The organism is Comamonas sp. (assembly GCF_036643215.1).
GTDB lineage: Bacteria > Pseudomonadota > Gammaproteobacteria > Burkholderiales > Burkholderiaceae_C > Comamonas.
Genome location: NZ_JAVXSJ010000025.1, coordinates 1 through 19,513, shown reverse-complemented (window position 1 = coordinate 19,513; position 19,513 = coordinate 1). Strand labels below are relative to the sequence as shown.

Below are 19,513 nucleotides of genomic sequence, written 5' to 3'. Positions count from 1 at the left end.
TTAGCTACTCAGTGGCCCTGGGTCAGCAGTCCAGTGTCGGTGGCAGCAATGCCGTGGCAGTGGGTCTTCTGGCCACTGCATCGACCGCAAACTCGGTGGCGCTGGGATCACGCTCAAAGGCAACAGCTGCAGACTCGGTGGCCTTGGGCTCTGGTTCCGTCGCTGCGACCGCCGCTGGTGTTGCGGGTTATGCGCCTGCAACGGCTGATGCGAGCCAGGCCAATGCAGTTGCAGCCACGACCAGCACTTTGGGCGCGATGGCTGTCGGTGATGCCGCAACCAACAAGCTCCGCCAGATCACAGGAGTCGCTGCAGGCACTGCCAATTCTGATGCTGTGAATGTGGCACAGCTGAAGGCCGCTCAGGATGCCGCTACCACACGTTATTACAGCGTAAAGTCCAGCAATCAGGCTGCGGGCAGCAACTTTGACAACTCGGGAGCGACTGGCGCTAACTCCATGGCAGCGGGTGCGGAAGCCGTTGCCGCCGGAACGAATGCCACTGCGCTGGGCTTCAGCAGCAATGCATCGGGGGTGAATAGCACCTCGATCGGTGACAGCTCGGCCTCGGGTGCCAAATCGATTGGTATTGGCTTTCAAGCCAATGCTACTGGCAATAACAGCATTGCTATCGGTGATAGAACCGCCGCTGCCCAGGATGGTGTGGCCATTGGTGGTCAACGCTCTTCAGCCGTGACCGCAGCCGGCTCCGGGTCGGTGGCGGTGGGTTCCGGTGCTAGCGCCTCAGGGACAAGCGCGATTTCGATTGGCTCCTACACCTCTGCTGCAGACGGTGCGATTGCGATCGGTAGCTCTGCAGCAGGAGCAGTGGCAAAAAGTATTGCCATTGGTAGTGGTTCTTATGCCGGGGTTGAGGCTGTTCATTTGGGCTATAGCACGGTGAACGGAAATCGCTCCAATCTGACGGGTGCTTTCCGCCGTGGATCTACACTGATTGGTGCGGCATCCAATTCCCAAAGCCTTTACGCCACAGTGGTGGGTAGTAACAACAACCTTCTTGTCAATGAGCGAGTTACTGTTGGCGGTTTCTTTGGTAGCGGTGCGGTGGTAGCTCAGGGTGCAGTATCCAGTATTCAGGGTACATTCAACAAGATAGGTAATGTTTCTAGCACTAATGCGTACGATAGTATTGCTGTGACTGTTCAGGGTTCTGCAAACCAAGTGCAAAATAGCAATGGTGTTTTGGTCAGTGGTTATGGAAACGCCATTAATAACTCGAATAAAAATAAAATCGATCTGTCTGGAATGATTGTTGGTGGTGGCGTGGATACGACTGCCCAGTTGGCCGCAATTGTTCAAGATAAAAATACTGAGTTGGGGCAAGTCGGCGTCATCGGTGCAGCCAATACCCTTGACAACGCAAACAATACTCTGCTGGTGGGTATGCGAAGCAAAGTGGAGAACTCCGTTCTCTCTTCTGTTCAGGGCTTCAACGTTCAGGCCAATACGATTGCCTACAGCTCGGTCATGGGGGCGGATAACACGGTCAAGAATATTGACCACTCGTTCATTGCTGGCGCTAACAACCTGGTCACTAACGCATCCGGTGTGCTGGCGATGGGTAGCAACCAGGTGGTGGGAAGTGCCAACAGCAAAGTGACCAACAGTGTTTTGCTGGGAGATGGAATCCAGTTTGCGACGACCGCTGATGCCAGCGATGCGGTGGCGATTGGCGGAGCCAGCAAGGTCGTCAGCGGTGCTGTAGCCGTCGGTGCCAACGCGCAAGCGCTGGGAACCAACAGTTTGGCAGTAGGCCGTGATGCGATTGCGACGGGATCGGCTGCCTATGGCTTTGCAGCCAAGGCTGGTAACGGCGGTACAGCCATCGGTGATGGTGCGGTAGCAACCTATCTGGGCGGCGCAACAACTGCAGGAACAGTGGCAGGCTCTGCTCTGGGTCAGAATGCCAAGGCTGACATCTCTGCTGCCACGGCTCTGGGTACGAATGCTCAGGTGACTGCTGTAAATAGCGTAGCGCTTGGCGCAGGCAGCAAGGCGGATGGAAGCACTTTGAGCCAAATAGCCTTTACACCTGCTGGCGTCACGATTGCTGGTGCAACCCCTGCGGGCGAAGTTTCTGTGGGGACGGCAGGGCAGGAGCGGCGTATGACGAATCTGGCAGCAGGCGCTGCGCCGACAGATGCGGTCAATGTCTCCCAGCTGCAAGCGGTGTCGAACAACGCTTCCCAGGGCTGGAACATTACCTCCAGCGGCAACGCCACAGCGAGCAATGTGGCTCTTGGTGCCAAGGTGGCCTTCAACGGTGACGCCAATGTGGCGGTGACTCACGTGACTGACAGCAGCGGCAACACAGCGGTTGATGTCACGCTGAACCCCAACCTGAGCGTGACCAGCCTGACGGCCGGCGGTACGAAGGTGGATAACAGCGGTGTGAGCTTCAACAGCGGCACAGTGGCTCTGAGCTCTGGCGGCCTGAACAACGGTGGCAACAAAATTTCCGGCGTGGGCGCTGGTACGGCTGCGGATGATGCGGTGAACGTCTCTCAGCTGTCGACGGTGGCGGCTACGGCTGGCAAGGGCTGGAATGTGGCGACCAGCGGCAATGCCACTGCAAGCAATGTGGCCCCCGATGGCAAGGTGACGTTCAACGGTGACAGCAATGTCACGGTCAATCACACCACGGACGCTACAGGCACCAAAGTGGATGTCACTTTGAACCCTGACCTGAATGTGACCAGTCTGACGGCTGGCGGTACGAAGGTGGATAACAGCGGTGTGAGCTTCAATGGCAGCACCGTGGCTCTGAGCTCTGGCGGCCTGAACAATGGTGGCAACAAGATCAGCAATGTGGCCGCGGGTACGGCACCGACTGATGCGGTGAATATGTCGCAACTGCAGACCATGACGAACGGCGTAGCAACGCATTTCTACAGCGTGAACAACAGTGACGTAACGGCAGCTAACTATGCCAATGACGGCGCGACTGGCAGGAATGCGCTGGCAGCGGGTGTGGGTGCATCGGCTCAGGGTGATGATGCGGTGGCTCTGGGTGAGGCCAAGGCGGCTGGTGAAGGTGCAGTTGCCATTGGCAAGGGGGCCAGCGCGGCTGATGCCAACAGTGTTGCGTTGGGTGCGGGCTCACAATCCAAGGCGGCGGTGAGCATTGCCTCCGACACAGCGCTGATTCCCGCAACAACACTGAATTTTGCCGGTGCAGGTAATGTCGTTGGCGTGGTCAGTGTGGGCGGGGCCAATGGCGCAACTCGCCAAATCGTGAACGTGGCACCGGGGGCACTCTCGGCCACTAGTACCGATGCTGTCAACGGTAGCCAGTTGTTTGCTGTCGCCAAGGGGCTGAATGACCGTATAGACAATATTCAGCTGACTCCCGGCCCCCAAGGCCCCAAGGGTGACCCTGGTCCTGCGGGTCCAGAAGGTAAGCCAGGCGATGGCGGCGGCACAGGCACTGGCACAGGCACTGGCACTGGCACAGCTCAAGAAAACCCATGGATTACTGGCAATGTAGCCACACGTGCAGCCCCTAGGGCGACGGGCCTGGATACGCTGGCAGCGGGTAGCAATGCGATTGCGTCTGGTGAGTTTGCTAAAGCAATTGGCAATGAGTCTGAAGCCTCCGGTTACAGCGCCATTGCATTCGGTTACAAAGCCAAGGCTGATGGCCGTCGCTCGATCGCGCTGGGCGATAGGAGTGTGACAACTGGAGATAGTTCGGTGTCACTTGGTAGTGACTCCAACGACGGGGGACGCAGCAACGTGATTTCTGTGGGCTCTGAGGGGGCGGAGCGTCAGGTGACTAATGTGGCGCCGGGCACCCAGGGCACTGATGCCGTGAACTTGAATCAGCTCAGCCAGATGGGCGCGCAGATCAACAATCAGTTCGGCAACCTGCAGCATCAGATCGACGCGAACCGCCGCGAGGCCAATGCTGGTACAGCGGGTGCTATGGCGATGGCTGGCATGCCCCAGGCTTATATGCCAGGCAAGAGCATGCTCGCCGCAGGTGCTGCCAGCTTCCGCGGAGAGTCTGCGCTGGCTGTGGGTATGTCCAGCATCACTGATAACGGTCGCTGGGTGACCAAGTTCACAGGCTCTGCCAACTCGCGTGGTCAAGTCGGCGTGTCGGTTGGTGCCGGCTATCAATGGTAAGAGAGGGGATCAATATGAATGAATTTAAAACTTCTTCTATGCGCATCGCCGCTCTGGCTGTTGTGTTGGGCTTGGCGGGTTGTGCTGGCACAGTCAGCAAAGGGGTTGATGATCAGGGGCAGGCCAAGGAAATTATCTTCCCTGATCCTGTCAAGCAAGCCACTCAACCCGAGGGCAGCTATCCCAGTACGGAAAGCTTGCGCAATTTGCGCGCAGGCTTGACGAAGACCCAGGTGTTTCAATTGATGGGGCCGCCCCATTTCACTGAAGGCTTTGGGGCCAGGGAGTGGGACTATCTGCTGCATCTGCAAGGCACGAATGTGGTTTGTCAGCTCAAGCTGATCTATGACAAGCAGACGCAAGTTGGCAGCATTTATTCCAAACCTGAGGGCTGCTCGACGGTTGCTGCAGGCAAGTAGCTGAGACTGCCTCTTGCATATAACGCCCGGCATTGATGCCGGGCGTTTGTTTTTGGCGTAACGGGTAGAGCGGGTAGGGTCACACATAAGCGATTGAGCCGGTGTCCTGCTGCTTTGGGATGAAATGCTGGCAAGCGTGCTTGCCCTATGGGTCGGGTGCTTTTGTTTTTGAACAGTGCTTGCCCGTAACTGTCCGACACCAGACTTCGCGCACGGGATGCTTTGATGCTGTTGCTTTTATGTAAGATGGTCACATGCTGTGTTTGCAAGCGACGTTTTTCTTCGCTCGTCAGCTATCTGTGCACTGATGCGTGCATGTGATATCCCAATTCGTCATATAGAAAGGTTCGATATGTCACGCTCTGTTTCCGATGCCGTTTCCCATGCCCAAGACGATCTGGAAAAGCTTGTCAGCGATCTGCGAGGTCTGCTGTCTGCCCGTGAACTGGACAAGATGCCTGAGATCAGTGCACTGCGTCAGCGTATCGATGACAGCATGAACACAGTGCGCGATTCCGCCGTTCGCGCTGCTCAGGATGCTGCTCGCCAGGCTCGCGAAGCCGCCGATACGGCTGATCGCTATGCGCATGATGAACCCTGGCGTGTTGCCGGTGCAGCTCTGGCTGTGGGTGCTCTGCTGGGCTTTATGCTGGGTCGACGTTAAAAGGCGTTGATTTCAAGTGCCTGTGAATTTGACTTCACTGCTGGGTCTGGATTCTCTGGTTGAGCGCTGCCGATCGAATCTGAATGAGGCGGCCATGGCCGCTGAAGATCGTGCCGATCTTGCCCACCTGGAGTGGCGCCAGCTCAAGCAGAGTTTTCAGACGCTGACCGTGCTTGCCATCGTTCTCGGTGCCTTGACGGTGGTTGTGCTCATGGTACTGACGCTGGCCGTTCTGGTTCAGTTCTGGGATAGCGAGCATCGCACTCTTGTGGCATGGCTGCTGGCTGGCGGTTGGGTCCTTATCTGGGCTTTGGGCTTGTGGCGATTGATGGCTGCAGTCAAGCAACTGTCCAGCCCTTTCAGGCTGACCAGGCATGAGCTCAAGTCTGACTGGAATGCTTTGAAGGAGAAGATCTGACCATGAGCTCCTCTCCTGAACTCAAGCCTGCAGAGAGTCCCGTCAAGCCTGTAGGGCTGGATGCGGCACTGTGGGATGAAGCATCGCCAGAGCAAAAGCTACTGCTGTCTCGCATCTCGCGCCAGCGTGCTCGCATCAAGGCCCGTGCTTCTGCCAAGGCTCAGGCTGCGGCCTTGCGCCAGACGCAGACTGCGCAGGTCGATGGCGAGGCTTCGCTGCCAGAGCGTTTGGTGACCTTTGTGCGCCTGCACCCAATCGCCACAGCTGCGGCCGGTGCGTTGTTGATGGTGGTAGGTCCACGCAAATTGATTCGCTGGGGCAGTGTGGCCTTGCCTTGGGTGATGAAGCTGCAGCAGCGCAGCCGCAGCTGATTCACTTCTTCCTATAAAAATAGCCCGTCAGGCTTTGGCTTGACGGGCTATTTTCTTTGGCAGCGGCTAGGCCACTGTTTCAGGCTTAAGGCATGTGCGCAATGGCTTCGGCGGCTTCTTTCACCAGGTCCGGGCCGCGATAGATCAGGCCGCTGTAGATCTGCACTACGTCAGCACCTGCGCGGATTTTGCTCACGGCGTCTGCGCCGCTCAAGATGCCGCCCACACCGATGATGGGGTAGCGGCTGCCCAGCGCCGATCGCAGCTGGCGAATGATCTGGTTGCTGGCTTCCAGCACGGGTGCGCCAGACAGGCCGCCAGCTTCTTCCGCATGCTGCAGGCCCTTGACGGCTTCGCGGCTAATGGTGGTGTTGGTGGCAATGACGCCATCCATGTTGTGGCGCTGCAGCGTGGCGGCAATGACGCCGACTTGCTCTTCATCCAGATCGGGTGCGATTTTGACGAACACTGGCGTGCGCTTGCCGTGCTGGCTGGAGAGTTGCTCGCGGCGGTTGGCAATGGCGCCCAGCAAGGCATCCAGCGCTTCATCGCTTTGCAGCGCGCGCAGGTTCTTGGTGTTGGGCGAGCTGATGTTCACCGTCACATAGTCGGCGTGCGGATAGACGCCATCCAGCGCCTTGATGTAGTCGCTGGTGGCTTCTTCAATCGGCGTGGTGGCGTTTTTGCCGATGTTCAGGCCCAGCAGCATGGAGCCGCCATTGGCGCGCACTTGCGAGCGGCGCACGTTGGCCAAAAACGCGTCCAGGCCTTCGTTGTTGAAACCCAGACGGTTGATTAGCGCATTCTTCTCGGGGATGCGGAACATGCGCGGCTTGGGATTGCCGGGCTGGGGGCGGGGCGTGACCGTGCCTACTTCCACAAAGCCAAAGCCCATCGCGGCCAGCGCATCGATGCAGCGCGCGTTCTTGTCCAGGCCGGCGGCCATGCCGACGCGGTTAGGGAACTTCAGGCCAGCCAGTTCAATCGGGTCATGGACCAGAGGGCGTGCCCAGGCTTTTTGCAGCAGCGTGTTCTGACCCTTGGCCATGAAATTCATGGTGAAGTCGTGAGCGGCTTCGGGGTCCATGCCGAAAAGAAGTGGACGGGTCAGTGAGTAAGGAATAAGAGACATGGGGATAATCGCAGGATTATCTGGATTTTCCCTCATGACGACACCTGCTGCACCCCTTTCTCAAGATGAACTGAAAACTTTGGTTGGACAAGCTGCCCTGAAATATGTGGTAACTGGTGAAATTGTGGGCGTGGGCACAGGCTCCACGGTCAACAAGTTCATTGATGCTCTGGCGACTATCAAAGACCAAATTCCTGGCGCGGTTTCCAGCTCCGTAGCGAGCACCGAGCGACTGAAGGCGCTGGGCATCACCGTGTTTGATGCCAACGAAGTAAAGCGCCTGGCCGTGTATATCGACGGCGCTGACGAGATCGACGGCAAGGGTTATATGGTCAAGGGCGGCGGCGCTGCGCTGACGCGCGAGAAGATTGTGGCCGCGTTGGCTGATCGCTTTGTCTGCATTGCCGATGAATCCAAGCGTGTCGATGTGCTGGGCGACTTTCCTCTGCCCGTAGAAGTGATCCCCATGGCTGCCGCGCAGATTGCACGCCGTTTTGAAGCCATGGGCGCAGGCGTGACCGCACAAATTCGTATGAAAGATGGCGCAGCGCTGGTGACCGATAACGGTCAACACATTCTGGATGTGCGCGGCCTGAAGGTTGCTGACCCGCTGGCGTTTGAGTCTGAAGTCAACCAGTGGCCTGGCGTGATCACCGTGGGCGTGTTTGCGCACCAGAAGGCTGCTGTCTGTCTGCTGGGCACGGCTCAAGGCGTACAGACGCTGGAGTATTAAGCTTTAGCGAAGTTTCTTTGCACAAAAAAAGAGCCACCTGCATCATGCGGGTGGCTCTTTTTTTTGTATGAAATTGATAGCTGCTTGCGCTTGATTGATAAGCTTTACAGGGTTATTTCATTGAATTGAAATTGTGGACGAATCAGAAACGCAGACCAGCAGGGTTGTTCTGTGTGGGGGCACCCGGCGCTGCAGTGGCAGGCTCGCGTGCAACTGGGCGTTCGGCAGTTTTTTGTGGCTCGGCAGTGGCGGGTGCAGGTGTCGTCAAGGGCTTGGCTGCGGCGGCTTTGTAGGTTTTGGGTAGTTGCGATTGCGCAGGGTAGCCCGCAGCATTCAGGTACTGGGTCCAGCTATCAGAGCCAAAGCCTTTAAGGTGCTGGTTGCCAATGGTGGCAAAAGGCAGATTGTCCTGGCTGCTGAGCTTTTTGAGTGCGGCGACATCGCTGCTGGTCTCAATCGTGCGTTCACCGTAGGGAATGCCGCGACTTTGCAGAAAGCTGCGCGCTTCATCGCAAGGAAAGCAGTCCTTGCCGGTATAGATCATGACCGGGTAGCGACTGGCGGTCTGGCGCAGTTCATAGGGCAACTGGGCGTTGGCTGAGGCGCTGCTTTCTGCGCTGCCTGTGGCCTCTGCGCTGGCTTTGGCATTGCTGTTGACGGCGCGATCAGAGTAGGTGACTCGGCCATCGGGGCCTACAGAGCGGTACAGGTTTTGTGCGTGGCTGGCACCACTGGCCAGTGCGGCGCATGCTGCGAGAAAAAGGACGGGCAACAGTGCGGGGCTGTGTGATGAATTTTTTTTGAGCAAGGGCAATGCAATCAAGGGACGTGACATCTCAGTCCTGAAAAATAGAGGTGGGAGCGGCGCAAGCGCCAGTGAACAGAGCATAGCGTGGACCGGCAGTGAAAGCACTGCAAGAGGGCGTGCGCTTGGGGGCGGATCTCTTGCCTGAGTCAGTGTTTGTCAGTATCACTCATGAATCAGGCATAAAAAAGCGCCCCGGCGGGGCGCTTGTCTGGAATGAGTTAAGACTCAGGCGGTCTGGCTCATGCCTTGATGGCGCAGCAGCGCATCAATCTGTGGCTCGCGGCCGCGGAAGGCTTTGAAGGATTCCATGGCGGGGCGGCTACCGCCGACTTCCAGAATCGACTCGCGGTATTTGCGGCCAGTTTCTGGGTTGGGCGAGCCATCGGCCAGTGCGGTTTCTTCAAAGGCAGCGTAGGCATCGGCGCTCAGCACTTCGGCCCACTTGTAGCTGTAGTAGCCAGCTGCGTAGCCGCCCGCAAAGATATGGCTGAAGGTGTTGGCCATGCGGTTGTAAGCAGGGGATGGCAGCACCGCAATTTCAGCGCGAACCTTGTTCAGCAGCGCCATGAAGTCGTCAGCAGGGTTGTGCTCGGTGTGCAGCAACATGTCGAACAGCGAGAACTCGATCTGGCGCAGGGTCTGCATGCCGGACTGGAAGTTCTTGGCCGCAATCATCTTGTCGTACAGCGCGCGGGGCAGGGTTTCGCCGGTATCGACATGGGCGGTCATGTGCTTGAGCACATCCCATTCCCAGCAGAAGTTTTCCATGAACTGGCTGGGCAGCTCGACGGCATCCCACTCCACACCGGCAATGCCAGAGACATCGCGCTCGTTCACTTGCGTGAGCATGTGGTGCAGGCCATGGCCGGTTTCATGGAAGAGAGTGATCACGTCGTCGTGCGTGAGCAGGGCGGGCTTGCCATCCACGCCGGCCGCAAAGTTGCAGACCAGATGGGCCACAGGCGTTTGCAACTGGTGGTTGTCGGGGCGCAGCCAGCGGGTGCGCACATCGTCCATCCACGCGCCGCCACGCTTGCCCTTGCGGGCTTGTGGGTCCAGGTAGAACTGGCCAACCAGCTGTGGGCCTTGGGGCGTGCTGCGTTCGATGCGGTAGAACTCTACGCAGGGGTGCCACACAGGGGCGGTGTCTGGGCGAATGGAGACTTCAAACAGCGTCTCCACAATCTTGAACAGGCCTGCCAGCACCTTGGGAGCGGGGAAGTATTGCTTGAGCTCCTGCTCGCTGAAGGAATAGCGGGCTTCCTTGAGCTTTTCACCGATAAAGGCCCAGTCCCAGGGCTGAGGGTCAGCAATGCCCAATTCGGCCTTGGCAAAGGCGCGCAGGTCGGCAACGTCTTTTTCGGCGTAGGGGCGGGCGCGGTGGCCCAGATCGCGCAGAAAATCTATGACTTGCTTGGGTGAATCAGCCATCTTGGTGACCACAGAGACTTCACCGAAGTTCTGGTAGCCCAGCAGTTGTGCTTCTTCGAGGCGCAGGGCCAGGATTTCCTTCATCACGGCGGTGTTGTCAAAGCGCTTGGCATCACCTTCTGCTTGATCGGAGGCACGTGTCACATAGACGTGATAAAGCTTCTCGCGCAACGCGCTGCTCTTGGCGAACTGCATCACGGGCAGGTAGCTAGGCATTTTCAGTGTGAGCTTGTAGCCCTCTTTGCCATCCGCTTCAGCGGCGGCCTTGGCGGCGGCAATCACGTCGGCAGGCACGCCGTCCAGCTCGTCGGCTGCGGCGTAGTAGGCAAAGGCGTCAGTCGCATCCAGCGCGTTTTCGCTGAATTTTTGCGCAAGCTCGGCAGAGCGGGCCTGAATGGCTGCGAAGCGCTCCTTGGCTGCGCCTTGCAGCTCGGCGCCCGAAAGCACAAAGCCGCGCATGGCGTGATCCCAGGCCGCACGCTGCTCCTTGTTCAGGCTGTCGGCGTCAATGGCCTTGTACTTGGCGTACAGGCGCTCATCAGCGCCCAGATTGGTCCAGAACTCGGTGACCTTGGGCAGGGCCTCGTTGTAGGCGGCGCGCAGCTCGGGCGTGTCGGCCACGCTGTTGAGGTGGTTGACGGCGGACCATGCGGTGCCCAGCTTCTCGGTGGCCACATCCAGCACGGCCGAGATGGCTTCCCACTTCGCCGGGAAGTCCGGTGTGACAACGCTCTCCAGAGCCTCGCTGGCGTGTGCCAGCAAGGTGTCGATGGCGGGCGCCACGTCCGCAGGTTGAATGCGGTCAAACAGGGGCAGGGAGGAGGATTCGAGAAGTGGATTGCTCATGCTGTATTAGGTGCCGGCAAGGTCGTGAAAATCAAGCGCTGCCATGGCAATATTTGCTATGGCAGTGATAGCGTCAGCCATTGGTCAGTACTGGCGCTTTACCAAATCAGGGATGCCAAGCAAGGGCTGCCCCGCAGCGAGGGCATCGTCCTCCTCCGGCGCATAGCGCCAGAGAGGGGGAAGCCGCACAGCGGCTCAGGGGGTGTCAGCGCGCAGCGCGTTCCGCTGACTCCATGGTGTTGACCAGCAGCATGGTAATCGTCATGGGGCCAACACCACCGGGGACGGGGGTGATGTAACCAGCGACTTCCTTGACGCCGTTGAAATCCACGTCGCCGCACAGCTTGCCTTCGGCATTGCGGTTCATGCCCACATCGATCACCACGGCGCCGGGCTTGACCATGTCGGCGGTCAGCACATCGACCTTGCCCACGGCGGCGACGATGACGTCGGCCTGGCGGGTCATGGCGGCCAGATCGGCGGTACCGCTGTGGGTGACGGTGACGGTGGCGTTGGCGGCCAGCAGCATCATGGCCATGGGCTTGCCCACGATGTTGGAGCGGCCAATGACCACGGCGTGCTTGCCGCGCAGGTCCTTCATGCCAATCGATTCCAGCATCTTCATGCAGCCGTAGGGGGTGCAGGCCTTGAAGCCGACTTCACCCACCATCAGCGCGCCGGCGCTGGCGACGTGAAAGCCGTCCACATCCTTGGCGGGGGAGATGGTTTCGATGACCTTGTGGTCATCAATGTGCTTGGGCAGGGGCAACTGCACCAGAATGCCGTGAATGCTGGGGTCGTTATTCAGGGCTTCCACGCGGGCCAGCAGCTCGGCTTCGGTCATGGAGGCGTCGTACTTTTCCAGCACGGAATGAAAGCCCACGTCTTCGCAGGCCTTGACCTTGTTGCGCACATAGACCTGAGAGGCCTGATTGTCGCCCACCAGAACTACGGCCAGACCGGGCGTGATGCCCTTGGTCTTGAGTGCGGCCGCGCGGGTGGCGACTTCCTTGCGCAGTTGTTCGGAGAGAAGCTTGCCGTCGATGATTTGGGCTGTCATTGCTGGATTACCAATAAAAAATGCTGCTAGCCCTTGATTTACAAGCACTAGCAGCTATCAGAATAGGAGTTGGCTAAAGCGGTTGGGCCTGGCCAGTGCTCCTTGGATTATCTCGCGATTGGAGTGGCCTCCAATTTCGCTGGAGGCAGTTAATTCACAGCGGCCGCTGCGGCAGCTGCAGCCTTGGCGGCTGCGCTGGTCTGGCCTTGACCCAGGGCTATCTTGAGCAGATCGGCCACGGTGTTGGCGTTGAGCTTTTCCATGATGTTGGCGCGGTGTGCTTCAACGGTCTTGATGGAGATGCCCAGATCATCGGCGATCTGCTTGTTCAGGCGGCCGGCGACGATGCGCTCCAGCACCTGCGCTTCACGGCCGGTGAGCTTGGCCAGCAGCGCGTCGCGGCTGGCGGCTTGCTGATGGCCCGTAAAGGCTTCACGGGCGTGGTTGAGCATGCGCTCGACCAGACCCAGCAGCTCTTCTTCGTTGAAAGGCTTCTGGATAAAGTCCAGCGCGCCTTTTTTCATGGTGTCCACGGCCATGGGCACATCGCCGTGGCCAGTGATGAAGACGATAGGCAGGGGAGACTTGCGCTCGATCAGACGATCTTGCAGCTCCAGACCGCTCATGCCACCCATGCGGATGTCCACGATCAAGCAGGCAACTTCGCGCGGGTCGTAGCGCGACAAAAAGGTCTCGGCGGAGTCAAAGCAACGCACGCGGTAATCCTTGCCTTCCAGCAGCCACTGCAGGGAATCACGGACCGCTTCGTCGTCATCAACTACGTAAACAGTGCCTTTTTTGGGTATCAAACTCATGCAATCGTCCTCTTTATGGGTTCGCTTGTCGTGGTGAGTGTTGTCGTCTCCACACCCGTTGCCAGTGGTAGCCAGAATGAAAATCGGCAGCCAGTGACTTCAGAACCATTGTAGAGGTTCTCTGCGTGCATTCGGCCATGATGGGACTCGACAATCGAGCGGCACAGATTCAGGCCAATGCCCATGCCTTCGCTCTTGGTGGAGAAGAAGGCTTCAAACAAGTGTTCAAGCACTTCGGGCGGGAGGCCTTTGCCTGTGTCTTCCACGGTGAATTCAACGCCTTGATGGTTCTCAAAAAGCTGAGGGCGAACGCGCAGTTCTACATTGCGCTGACCCAGCGGGCGGTCAGACATATCAATAGACTCAGCACTGTTTTTCATCAAATTGATGAGTACCTGCTCGATCAGGATGGCGTCCACCATCAAGGGCGGCATGCGCTCGGCGATATGGGAGGTGAGCTGCACATTGCGGCGGCGCAGCTCAATGCCCGCCAGCTCCAGCGCCTCGCTGATCATCTGCGAGACATCTGCCAGCATGCGGTTGGGTTCGCTCTTTTTCACAAAGGAGCGAATGCGCTGAATGATCTGCCCTGCGCGTTGCGCCTGGTGAGATGTTTTCTCCAGCGCAAACCTCATTTGATCGGGCGTTAGCGTGCCGTTTTCAAGGCGGGTCAGCATGCCGGAGCTGTAGTTGCTGATGGCTGTCAGCGGCTGGTTCAGCTCATGCGCCACGCTGGAGGCCATCTCGCCCATGGTGATGAGGCGGCTGGCGGTCTGGGCTTTTTCGGCCTGCTGGGCGGCTTGATCTTCAGCGTTGCGGCGCTGGGTAATGTCGGTGGCAATCACCATCTGGGCCAGGCGGCCGTCCACCCAGCTCAGGTAGCGCGAGCGCACTTCCAGCCATTTACCCAGGCTGGGCACAAAAATCTCGGCGTTTTCGCTGCGCGTTTCGGTGATGGTGCCTGTGGGCAGGCCCATCAGCCCATCTTCGTTTTCGGCAGCAGGTTGTTGGCGAAGCGGCAGTTTGCCGGCCTGCGCCACCAGTTGCAGATGGCCTTCGGTGTGCGAGCCAAACCACTGGCGGTAGAGCTTGTTGGCAAAAAGCAGCTCGGCACTGCCCAGTGGTGCTACAGAAACAGAAGCATCCAGCGCTTCCAGCACAATGGTAAAACGCTCATACGATGCGGAAAGCTGCTCGCGAATGCGGTTGGGCTCGGTAATGTCCGTCATGGATGACATCCAGCCCGTGTGCTGGCCGTGCGCATCAATCAGGGGGGAGACATACAGGCGTGCATCAAACAGGCTGCCGTTCTTGCGCTTTACGCGCACCTGAAAGCCGCCCACGATGGTTTTGCCCGACAGCTCTTCGCGCAACTGCGAGTGCAGATTGTCGTAATCGTTGTCAGGCCAGTAAGAATAGGGTGGCACCTGGCCGACCAGATCTTTCTCGGTCCAGCCCGTCATCTGGCAGAACGCGGCGTTCACATAGGTGATGCGGCCTTGCAGGTCCAGCGCGCGCATGCCGGTCAGTACCGAATTTTCCATGGCACGGCGGAAGTTGGTCTCAGCCACCAAGGCCTCTTGTGCGCGCTGGCGGCGGCGGGTGTGCCGCCAGGTAGCCAGCAGCAGCCAGGCTGTCATGGTCGAAAGCGTGCCAACCAGCCAGAATAGCCCGCTGCCCACTACGCCCAGCGAGGTCTGATAGGCCTGCGCCCGCAGTATCAAGGAGTTGCCCACGGGGGAGACGGGAACTTCGTATTCATTGGCCAGCGCGCGCCAGTGCAGCAGCTCGGTAGGCGTCTTGCGGGGCGATAGCGGGGTGCCTGCCAGCACATGCCTGTCGCCATCCAGCAGGGTGATGGCATAGCGGGCCAGCACCTCTGTGGGCGTGCCGTAGCGCAGCAGGCTATCTACCGAGAACTCGGCCAGCAGCTCGCCTTGATAGCGGCTGTTATTGCTAATGGGCACATGCAGCTGCAGCAGCGGCGGCAGCTCATTGGGCTGTACCTTTTCCTGCACATAAATGGGCTGAAGAATCTCGCGCGCCTGCTCATAGGCTTTCAGCGTTTCGCCCTGGTGCAGAGTCTCGCCCACTACGCGCAGCTGGTCGGTGTTGACGGTGGGCGCAGACTGACTGTGCAGAATCTGGCGCTTGTCGTTGATCCAGGTGATGGATTGCAGCTCGGGGAACTGGCTGATCAGTGCTTCGCTGCGGCCGTCAAAATCTGCCTTGCGCACATCGCGGGTGCCGATGTCGCGGGCCATGCGCATCAGTTGCTCCTGGCGCTCAAGCAGGCGCAGGCGCACGCGCTGCTGGGCATATTCCACGTCGCGGCGCAGCGCTTCGTGCTCGCGGTCCACCTCTTCCGTGCGCAAGTACCAGAACGACGCAATGATTGCAGCCATGAACATCAGCACCGATGCCAGCGGCGCCAGAGCCGCGTAGCGATCTTGCCGGGTGGGCGACAGGCTGCGCCACCAGCTGCGCCACCAGCGCACAGGGGCGGCAATGGATTGCACGCTCTTTGCGTCCTTTTTTTCTAGCTCTTGATTGCTTGTTTGCATGCTGCCAGTGTAGGGGAGAGACCCAGTGGGTTTTGCGAGTATTCCTGTCGCGGAAAAGACAATTTCCTAGGCCTTCCCTGTATGTGCATTTGCAACATTTTTTTATATAGTGAAATCACAAAGCACGATTTGAAATTTAAAAAAAATGTGCGAAACTCTGCGGCGATCGACACAGTGAATCGGTTTAATCCGGGGAGCACCCGAAGGTGCTGTGCCACGCGTTATGCGGTGTGGTGCCAACTACACCCGCGTGATGCCGCACTCACTGATTCGGTGACAAAAGCTACCCCCTCTCGAAGGAGACACTCACAATGACAGCTCAGACTGATCCCAAAGGCGCTGGCTTGCCCGCCGGCCTGGACCAACAAGAATCGCGCGAGTGGATGGATGCCCTCTCTGCGGTGATCGACCGCGAAGGTGCAGACTACGCTCACAAGCTGATCGAAGATCTGCTTGAACACGCTCGTCAAAACAGCGTGGACATGCCTTTCTCGGCTACCACAGGCTACGTGAACACCATCGAAGCCGACCAGGAAGCCAAGTGCCCTGGCAACCTCGAGATCGAAGGCCGCCTGCGCGCCTACATGCGCTGGAACGCCATGGCCATGGTGGTCAAGGCCAACCGCCTGTACCCCGCTGACGGTGGTGACCTGGGTGGCCACATCGGCTCCTTTGCTTCGCTGGCCAACATGTTTGCGGCCGGCTTCAACCACTTCTGGCACGCCGAGAACGAAAACCACGGTGGTGACTGCCTGTACATCCAGGGTCACGTATCGCCCGGCATCTACGCCCGCGCTTACCTGGAAGGCCGTATCTCCGAAGAGCAACTGCTGAACTTCCGCCAGGAAGTGGACGGCAAGGGTCTGTCGAGCTACCCCCACCCCAAGCTGATGCCCGACTTCTGGCAGTTCCCTACGGTGTCCATGGGCCTGGGCCCGCTGATGGCCATCTACCAGGCACGTTTCCTGAAGTACCTGCACGCCCGTGGCATTGCCAACACCGAAAACCGCAAGGTCTGGGTGTTCTGCGGCGACGGCGAAATGGACGAAGTGGAATCTCTGGGCGCGATCGGCCTGGCCGCTCGTGAAAAGCTGGACAACCTGGTCTTCGTGATCAACTGTAACCTGCAGCGCCTGGACGGCCCTGTGCGCGGTAACGGCAAGATCATCCAGGAACTGGAAGGCGAATTCCGCGGTTCCGGCTGGAACGTCATCAAGCTGATCTGGGGCAAGGGCTGGGACGAGCTGCTGGCCAAGGACAAGGACGGCGTGCTCAAGAAGATCATGATGGAGTGCAACGACGGTGACTATCAGGCCATGAAGGCCAACGATGGTGCTTTCGTGCGCAAGAACTTCTTCGGCCGCGATCCTCGCGCCCTGAAGATGGTCGAACACATGTCCGACGACGAAATCTGGAACCTGCGCCGCGGTGGCCACGATTCGCAGAAGGTCTACGCTGCCTTCAAGGAAGCCAACACTGCACAAGGTCAGCCTACCGTGCTGCTGGTCAAGACCGTCAAGGGCTTTGGCATGGGCAAGATTGGTGAAGGCAAGAACAACGTTCACCAGACCAAGAAGCTGAGCGACGAGGACATCAAGGCCTTCCGCGACCGTTTCAACATCCCAATCCCCGACAGCCAGATCGCGGATATCCCCTTCTACAAGCCGGCCGACGACACGCCGGAAATGAAGTACCTGCACGAGCGCCGCAAGGCTCTGGGTGGCTACCTGCCACACCGCCGTCAGGAAGCCGACGAGAAGTTCACCGCTCCTGCGCTGGACACCTTCAAGGCGATTCTGGAACCCACACCCGAAGGCCGTGAAATCTCCACGACTCAGGCTTATGTGCGTTTCCTGACACAGCTGCTGCGCGACAAGGAAATCGGCCCCCGCGTGGTGCCAATCCTGGTGGACGAAGCCCGTACCTTTGGTATGGAAGGCCTGTTCCGTCAGATCGGTATCTACAACCCCCACGGTCAGCAGTACACCCCGGTCGACAAAGACCAGGTCATGTACTACCGCGAAGACAAGGCTGGTCAGATTCTGCAAGAAGGCATCAACGAAGCCGGCGGCATGTCCAGCTGGATCGCTGCGGCCACCAGCTACAGCCATAGCAACCGGGTCATGATCCCGTTCTATGTGTACTACTCGATGTTCGGCTTCCAGCGCATTGGCGATCTGGCCTGGGCTGCTGGCGACTTGCAAGCGCGCGGTTTCCTGCTGGGCGGCACTTCGGGCCGCACCACACTGAACGGCGAAGGCCTGCAGCACGAAGACGGTCACAGCCACATCCTGGCCAACACCATTCCTAACTGCGTGACTTACGACCCCACCTTCGCTCACGAAGTGGCCGTGATCATGCAAGACGGTCTGCGCCGCATGGTGCAGAACCAGGAAAACATCTTCTACTACATCACCCTGCTGAACGAAAACTACCCCATGCCTGGCCTCGAAGCCGGCACGGAAGAGCAGATCCTCAAGGGCATGTACATGGTCAAGCCTGGCCAGAAGGTGCCGGAGAGCGGACTGCGCGTGCAACTGCTGGGCTCGGGCACCATCCTGCGCGAATCCTTCTTTGCACAAGAGCTGCTGGAAAAGGACTGGGGTGTTGCCGCCGACGTGTGGAGCTGCCCATCGTTCAACGAACTGACCCGCGAAGGCCAGGAAGCCGATCGCTTCAACATGCTGCACCCACTGGAAGCCGCCAAGGTTCCATTCGTGGCACAGCAACTGGCGGCTCACCCCGGTCCAGTCGTTGCTTCGACCGACTACATGAAGGCTTACGCCGAGCAGATCCGTCCTTACATGCCCAAGGGCCGCACCTACAAGGTGCTGGGTACCGATGGTTTCGGTCGTTCCGACTTCCGTGCAAAGCTGCGCGAGCACTTCGAAATCAACCGTCACTACATCGTCATCGCTGCACTGCGCGGCCTGGCTGATGAAGGCAAGATCAACGCCACCACCGTGGCCGAAGCGATCAAGAAGTACGGTATCAACACCGACAAGATCAACCCGCTGCACGCCTAAGAACGGGAGATATCGAACATGGCATTGACAGACATCAAAGTCCCCGACATTGGCGACTTCTCCGAAGTTGGCGTGATCGAAGTGCTGGTCAAGGTGGGTGACACCATCAAGGTCGAGCAGTCCCTGCTGACCGTGGAATCCGACAAGGCTTCCATGGAGATCCCTTCGAGCCACGCTGGCGTGGTCAAGGAGATCAAGGTCGCTCTGGGCGACAAGGTCAAGGAAGGCTCCGTGATCGTGGTGCTGGAAACCGCGGAAGCGGCTCCCGCACCCGCTCCAGCCGCTGCGGCCCCCGTGGCTGCTGCTGCACCTGCACCCGTGGCCGCCGCTCCTGTAGCTGCTGCACCGGTCGCTGCTGCGCCTGCTGCATCGTCCACTGTGGACCTGAAGATCCCCGATATCGGTGACTTCAAGGACGTGGCTGTGATTGAAATGCTGGTCAAGGTGGGTGACACCGTGACCCTTGAGCAATCGCTGTTCACCGTTGAGTCCGACAAGGCCTCGATGGAGATTCCTTCGCCTTCGGCTGGCACCATCACGGCGCTGAGCATCAAGCTGGGCGACACCGTCAACATCGGTGACGTCGTGGGTCAGATCACCGTGCAAGGCGCTGCTCCTGCAGCAGCACCTGTGCAGGCAGCGGCTCCCGCTGCTGCTGTGGTTGCCGCCCCTGTGGCTGCTCCGGTTGCTGCTGCCCCCGTGGCCGCCGCTCCTGTGGCTGCCGCAGCGCACAACCCCACGGTTGCGCCTTCGGGCAAGCTGCCCCACGCATCGCCTTCCGTGCGCAAGTTCGCTCGTGAGTTGGGCGTGCCTCTGGCGGAAGTCAAGGGTTCGGGCCAGAAGGGCCGTATCACGACTGACGACATTCAAGCCTTCACCAAGTCGGTGATGGCCGGTGCCGTGCAGACCCTGGCTCAGCAAGCTGCAGCTCCCAAGTCTTCCGGCGGCAACGTCGGTGGTCTCGAAGTGCTGGCATGGCCTAAGGTTGACTTCGCCAAGTTCGGCGATGTCGAGCGCAAGGACCTGTCGCGCATCAAGAAGATCTCGGGCGCCAACCTGCACCGCAACTGGGTGATGA

The 19,513-nt window shown here is 59.0% G+C and carries 14 protein-coding genes; 8 read left to right on the top strand and 6 right to left on the bottom strand.

Annotated elements, in window-relative coordinates; translation table 11 throughout:
* Nucleotides 1-11: 11 nt before the first annotated feature.
* The 5 genes from RSF91_RS15605 to RSF91_RS15585 all read left to right on the top strand — a co-directional run bounded on the left by RSF91_RS15605 (nucleotide 12) and on the right by RSF91_RS15585 (nucleotide 6,020).
* Nucleotides 12-4,148, top strand: a complete 4,137-nt coding sequence (locus RSF91_RS15605; protein WP_332569278.1) for a YadA-like family protein — start codon at nucleotides 12-14, stop codon at nucleotides 4,146-4,148.
* A 14-nt stretch (nucleotides 4,149-4,162) separates the two neighbouring features.
* Nucleotides 4,163-4,567 (top strand): outer membrane protein assembly factor BamE, encoded by a 405-nt coding sequence (locus RSF91_RS15600; RefSeq protein WP_332569277.1) that lies wholly within the window; start codon nucleotides 4,163-4,165, stop codon nucleotides 4,565-4,567.
* Between the two features lie 352 nt (nucleotides 4,568-4,919).
* The gene (locus tag RSF91_RS15595; protein ID WP_099737002.1) at nucleotides 4,920-5,231 is read left to right on the top strand and encodes a glycine zipper domain-containing protein; all 312 of its coding nucleotides are present in this window, start codon (nucleotides 4,920-4,922) and stop codon (nucleotides 5,229-5,231) included.
* A 16-nt stretch (nucleotides 5,232-5,247) separates the two neighbouring features.
* Nucleotides 5,248-5,649, top strand: coding sequence for a phage holin family protein (locus tag RSF91_RS15590; protein WP_332569276.1), 402 nt, complete (start codon nucleotides 5,248-5,250; stop codon nucleotides 5,647-5,649).
* Between the two features lie 2 nt (nucleotides 5,650-5,651).
* Nucleotides 5,652-6,020 carry a hypothetical protein gene (locus RSF91_RS15585; RefSeq protein ID WP_332569275.1) on the top strand — a complete coding sequence of 123 codons (369 nt, stop codon included), beginning with the start codon at nucleotides 5,652-5,654 and terminating at the stop codon, nucleotides 6,018-6,020.
* Between the two features lie 85 nt (nucleotides 6,021-6,105).
* On the opposite strand, the gene RSF91_RS15580 is transcribed toward RSF91_RS15585, so the two are convergent.
* The gene (locus tag RSF91_RS15580; RefSeq protein WP_332569274.1) at nucleotides 6,106-7,152 is read right to left on the bottom strand and encodes a quinone-dependent dihydroorotate dehydrogenase; all 1,047 of its coding nucleotides are present in this window, start codon (nucleotides 7,150-7,152) and stop codon (nucleotides 6,106-6,108) included.
* A gap of 34 nt (nucleotides 7,153-7,186) precedes the next feature.
* Here RSF91_RS15580 and rpiA point away from each other — a divergent pair, with 34 nt between their 5' ends.
* A complete protein-coding gene (gene rpiA, locus RSF91_RS15575; RefSeq protein WP_332569273.1) occupies nucleotides 7,187-7,885 on the top strand; it encodes a ribose-5-phosphate isomerase RpiA in 699 nt (232 codons plus the stop codon).
* Between the two features lie 142 nt (nucleotides 7,886-8,027).
* On the opposite strand, the gene RSF91_RS15570 is transcribed toward rpiA, so the two are convergent.
* From RSF91_RS15570 to RSF91_RS15550, 5 genes are all read right to left on the bottom strand, one after another.
* Nucleotides 8,028-8,720 carry a glutaredoxin family protein gene (locus tag RSF91_RS15570; RefSeq protein WP_332569272.1) on the bottom strand — a complete coding sequence of 231 codons (693 nt, stop codon included), beginning with the start codon at nucleotides 8,718-8,720 and terminating at the stop codon, nucleotides 8,028-8,030.
* Nucleotides 8,721-8,918: 198 nt separating this feature from the next.
* Complete coding sequence (locus RSF91_RS15565) at nucleotides 8,919-10,970, bottom strand: M3 family metallopeptidase (RefSeq protein ID WP_332569271.1); 2,052 nt, start codon at nucleotides 10,968-10,970, stop codon at nucleotides 8,919-8,921.
* A gap of 205 nt (nucleotides 10,971-11,175) precedes the next feature.
* A complete protein-coding gene (folD, locus tag RSF91_RS15560) occupies nucleotides 11,176-12,030 on the bottom strand; it encodes a bifunctional methylenetetrahydrofolate dehydrogenase/methenyltetrahydrofolate cyclohydrolase FolD (RefSeq protein WP_332569270.1) in 855 nt (284 codons plus the stop codon).
* A 149-nt stretch (nucleotides 12,031-12,179) separates the two neighbouring features.
* Nucleotides 12,180-12,845 carry a response regulator transcription factor gene (locus RSF91_RS15555; protein WP_169107146.1) on the bottom strand — a complete coding sequence of 222 codons (666 nt, stop codon included), beginning with the start codon at nucleotides 12,843-12,845 and terminating at the stop codon, nucleotides 12,180-12,182.
* Nucleotides 12,842-15,409, bottom strand: coding sequence for a PAS domain-containing sensor histidine kinase (locus tag RSF91_RS15550; RefSeq protein ID WP_332569269.1), 2,568 nt, complete (start codon nucleotides 15,407-15,409; stop codon nucleotides 12,842-12,844). The genes RSF91_RS15555 and RSF91_RS15550 overlap by 4 nt, the downstream gene beginning before the upstream one ends.
* Before the next feature lie 311 nt (nucleotides 15,410-15,720).
* Between RSF91_RS15550 and aceE the strand changes: the two genes are divergently transcribed.
* On the top strand, nucleotides 15,721-18,435 hold the full coding sequence (gene aceE, locus RSF91_RS15545; RefSeq protein ID WP_332569268.1) for a pyruvate dehydrogenase (acetyl-transferring), homodimeric type: 2,715 nt from the start codon (nucleotides 15,721-15,723) through the stop codon (nucleotides 18,433-18,435).
* A gap of 18 nt (nucleotides 18,436-18,453) precedes the next feature.
* Nucleotides 18,454-19,513 (top strand): biotin/lipoyl-containing protein (locus tag RSF91_RS15540; protein WP_332569267.1); only part of this gene is annotated, 1,060 nt, incomplete at its 3' end.

Excerpts from the sequence above, each read along its gene's own strand:
- RSF91_RS15600 (WP_332569277.1), top strand. The coding sequence starts at position 4,163 with ATGAATGAATTTAAAACTTCTTCTATGCGCATCGCCGCTCTGGCTGTT.
- RSF91_RS15595 (WP_099737002.1), top strand. The coding sequence starts at position 4,920 with ATGTCACGCTCTGTTTCCGATGCCGTTTCCCATGCCCAAGACGATCTG.
- RSF91_RS15585 (WP_332569275.1), top strand. The coding sequence starts at position 5,652 with ATGAGCTCCTCTCCTGAACTCAAGCCTGCAGAGAGTCCCGTCAAGCCT.
- RSF91_RS15580 (WP_332569274.1), bottom strand. The coding sequence starts at position 7,152 with ATGTCTCTTATTCCTTACTCACTGACCCGTCCACTTCTTTTCGGCATG.
- rpiA (WP_332569273.1), top strand. The coding sequence starts at position 7,187 with ATGACGACACCTGCTGCACCCCTTTCTCAAGATGAACTGAAAACTTTG.
- RSF91_RS15570 (WP_332569272.1), bottom strand. The coding sequence starts at position 8,720 with ATGTCACGTCCCTTGATTGCATTGCCCTTGCTCAAAAAAAATTCATCA.
- RSF91_RS15565 (WP_332569271.1), bottom strand. The coding sequence starts at position 10,970 with ATGAGCAATCCACTTCTCGAATCCTCCTCCCTGCCCCTGTTTGACCGC.
- folD (WP_332569270.1), bottom strand. The coding sequence starts at position 12,030 with ATGACAGCCCAAATCATCGACGGCAAGCTTCTCTCCGAACAACTGCGC.
- RSF91_RS15555 (WP_169107146.1), bottom strand. The coding sequence starts at position 12,845 with ATGAGTTTGATACCCAAAAAAGGCACTGTTTACGTAGTTGATGACGAC.
- RSF91_RS15550 (WP_332569269.1), bottom strand. The coding sequence starts at position 15,409 with ATGCAAACAAGCAATCAAGAGCTAGAAAAAAAGGACGCAAAGAGCGTG.
- aceE (WP_332569268.1), top strand. The coding sequence starts at position 15,721 with ATGACAGCTCAGACTGATCCCAAAGGCGCTGGCTTGCCCGCCGGCCTG.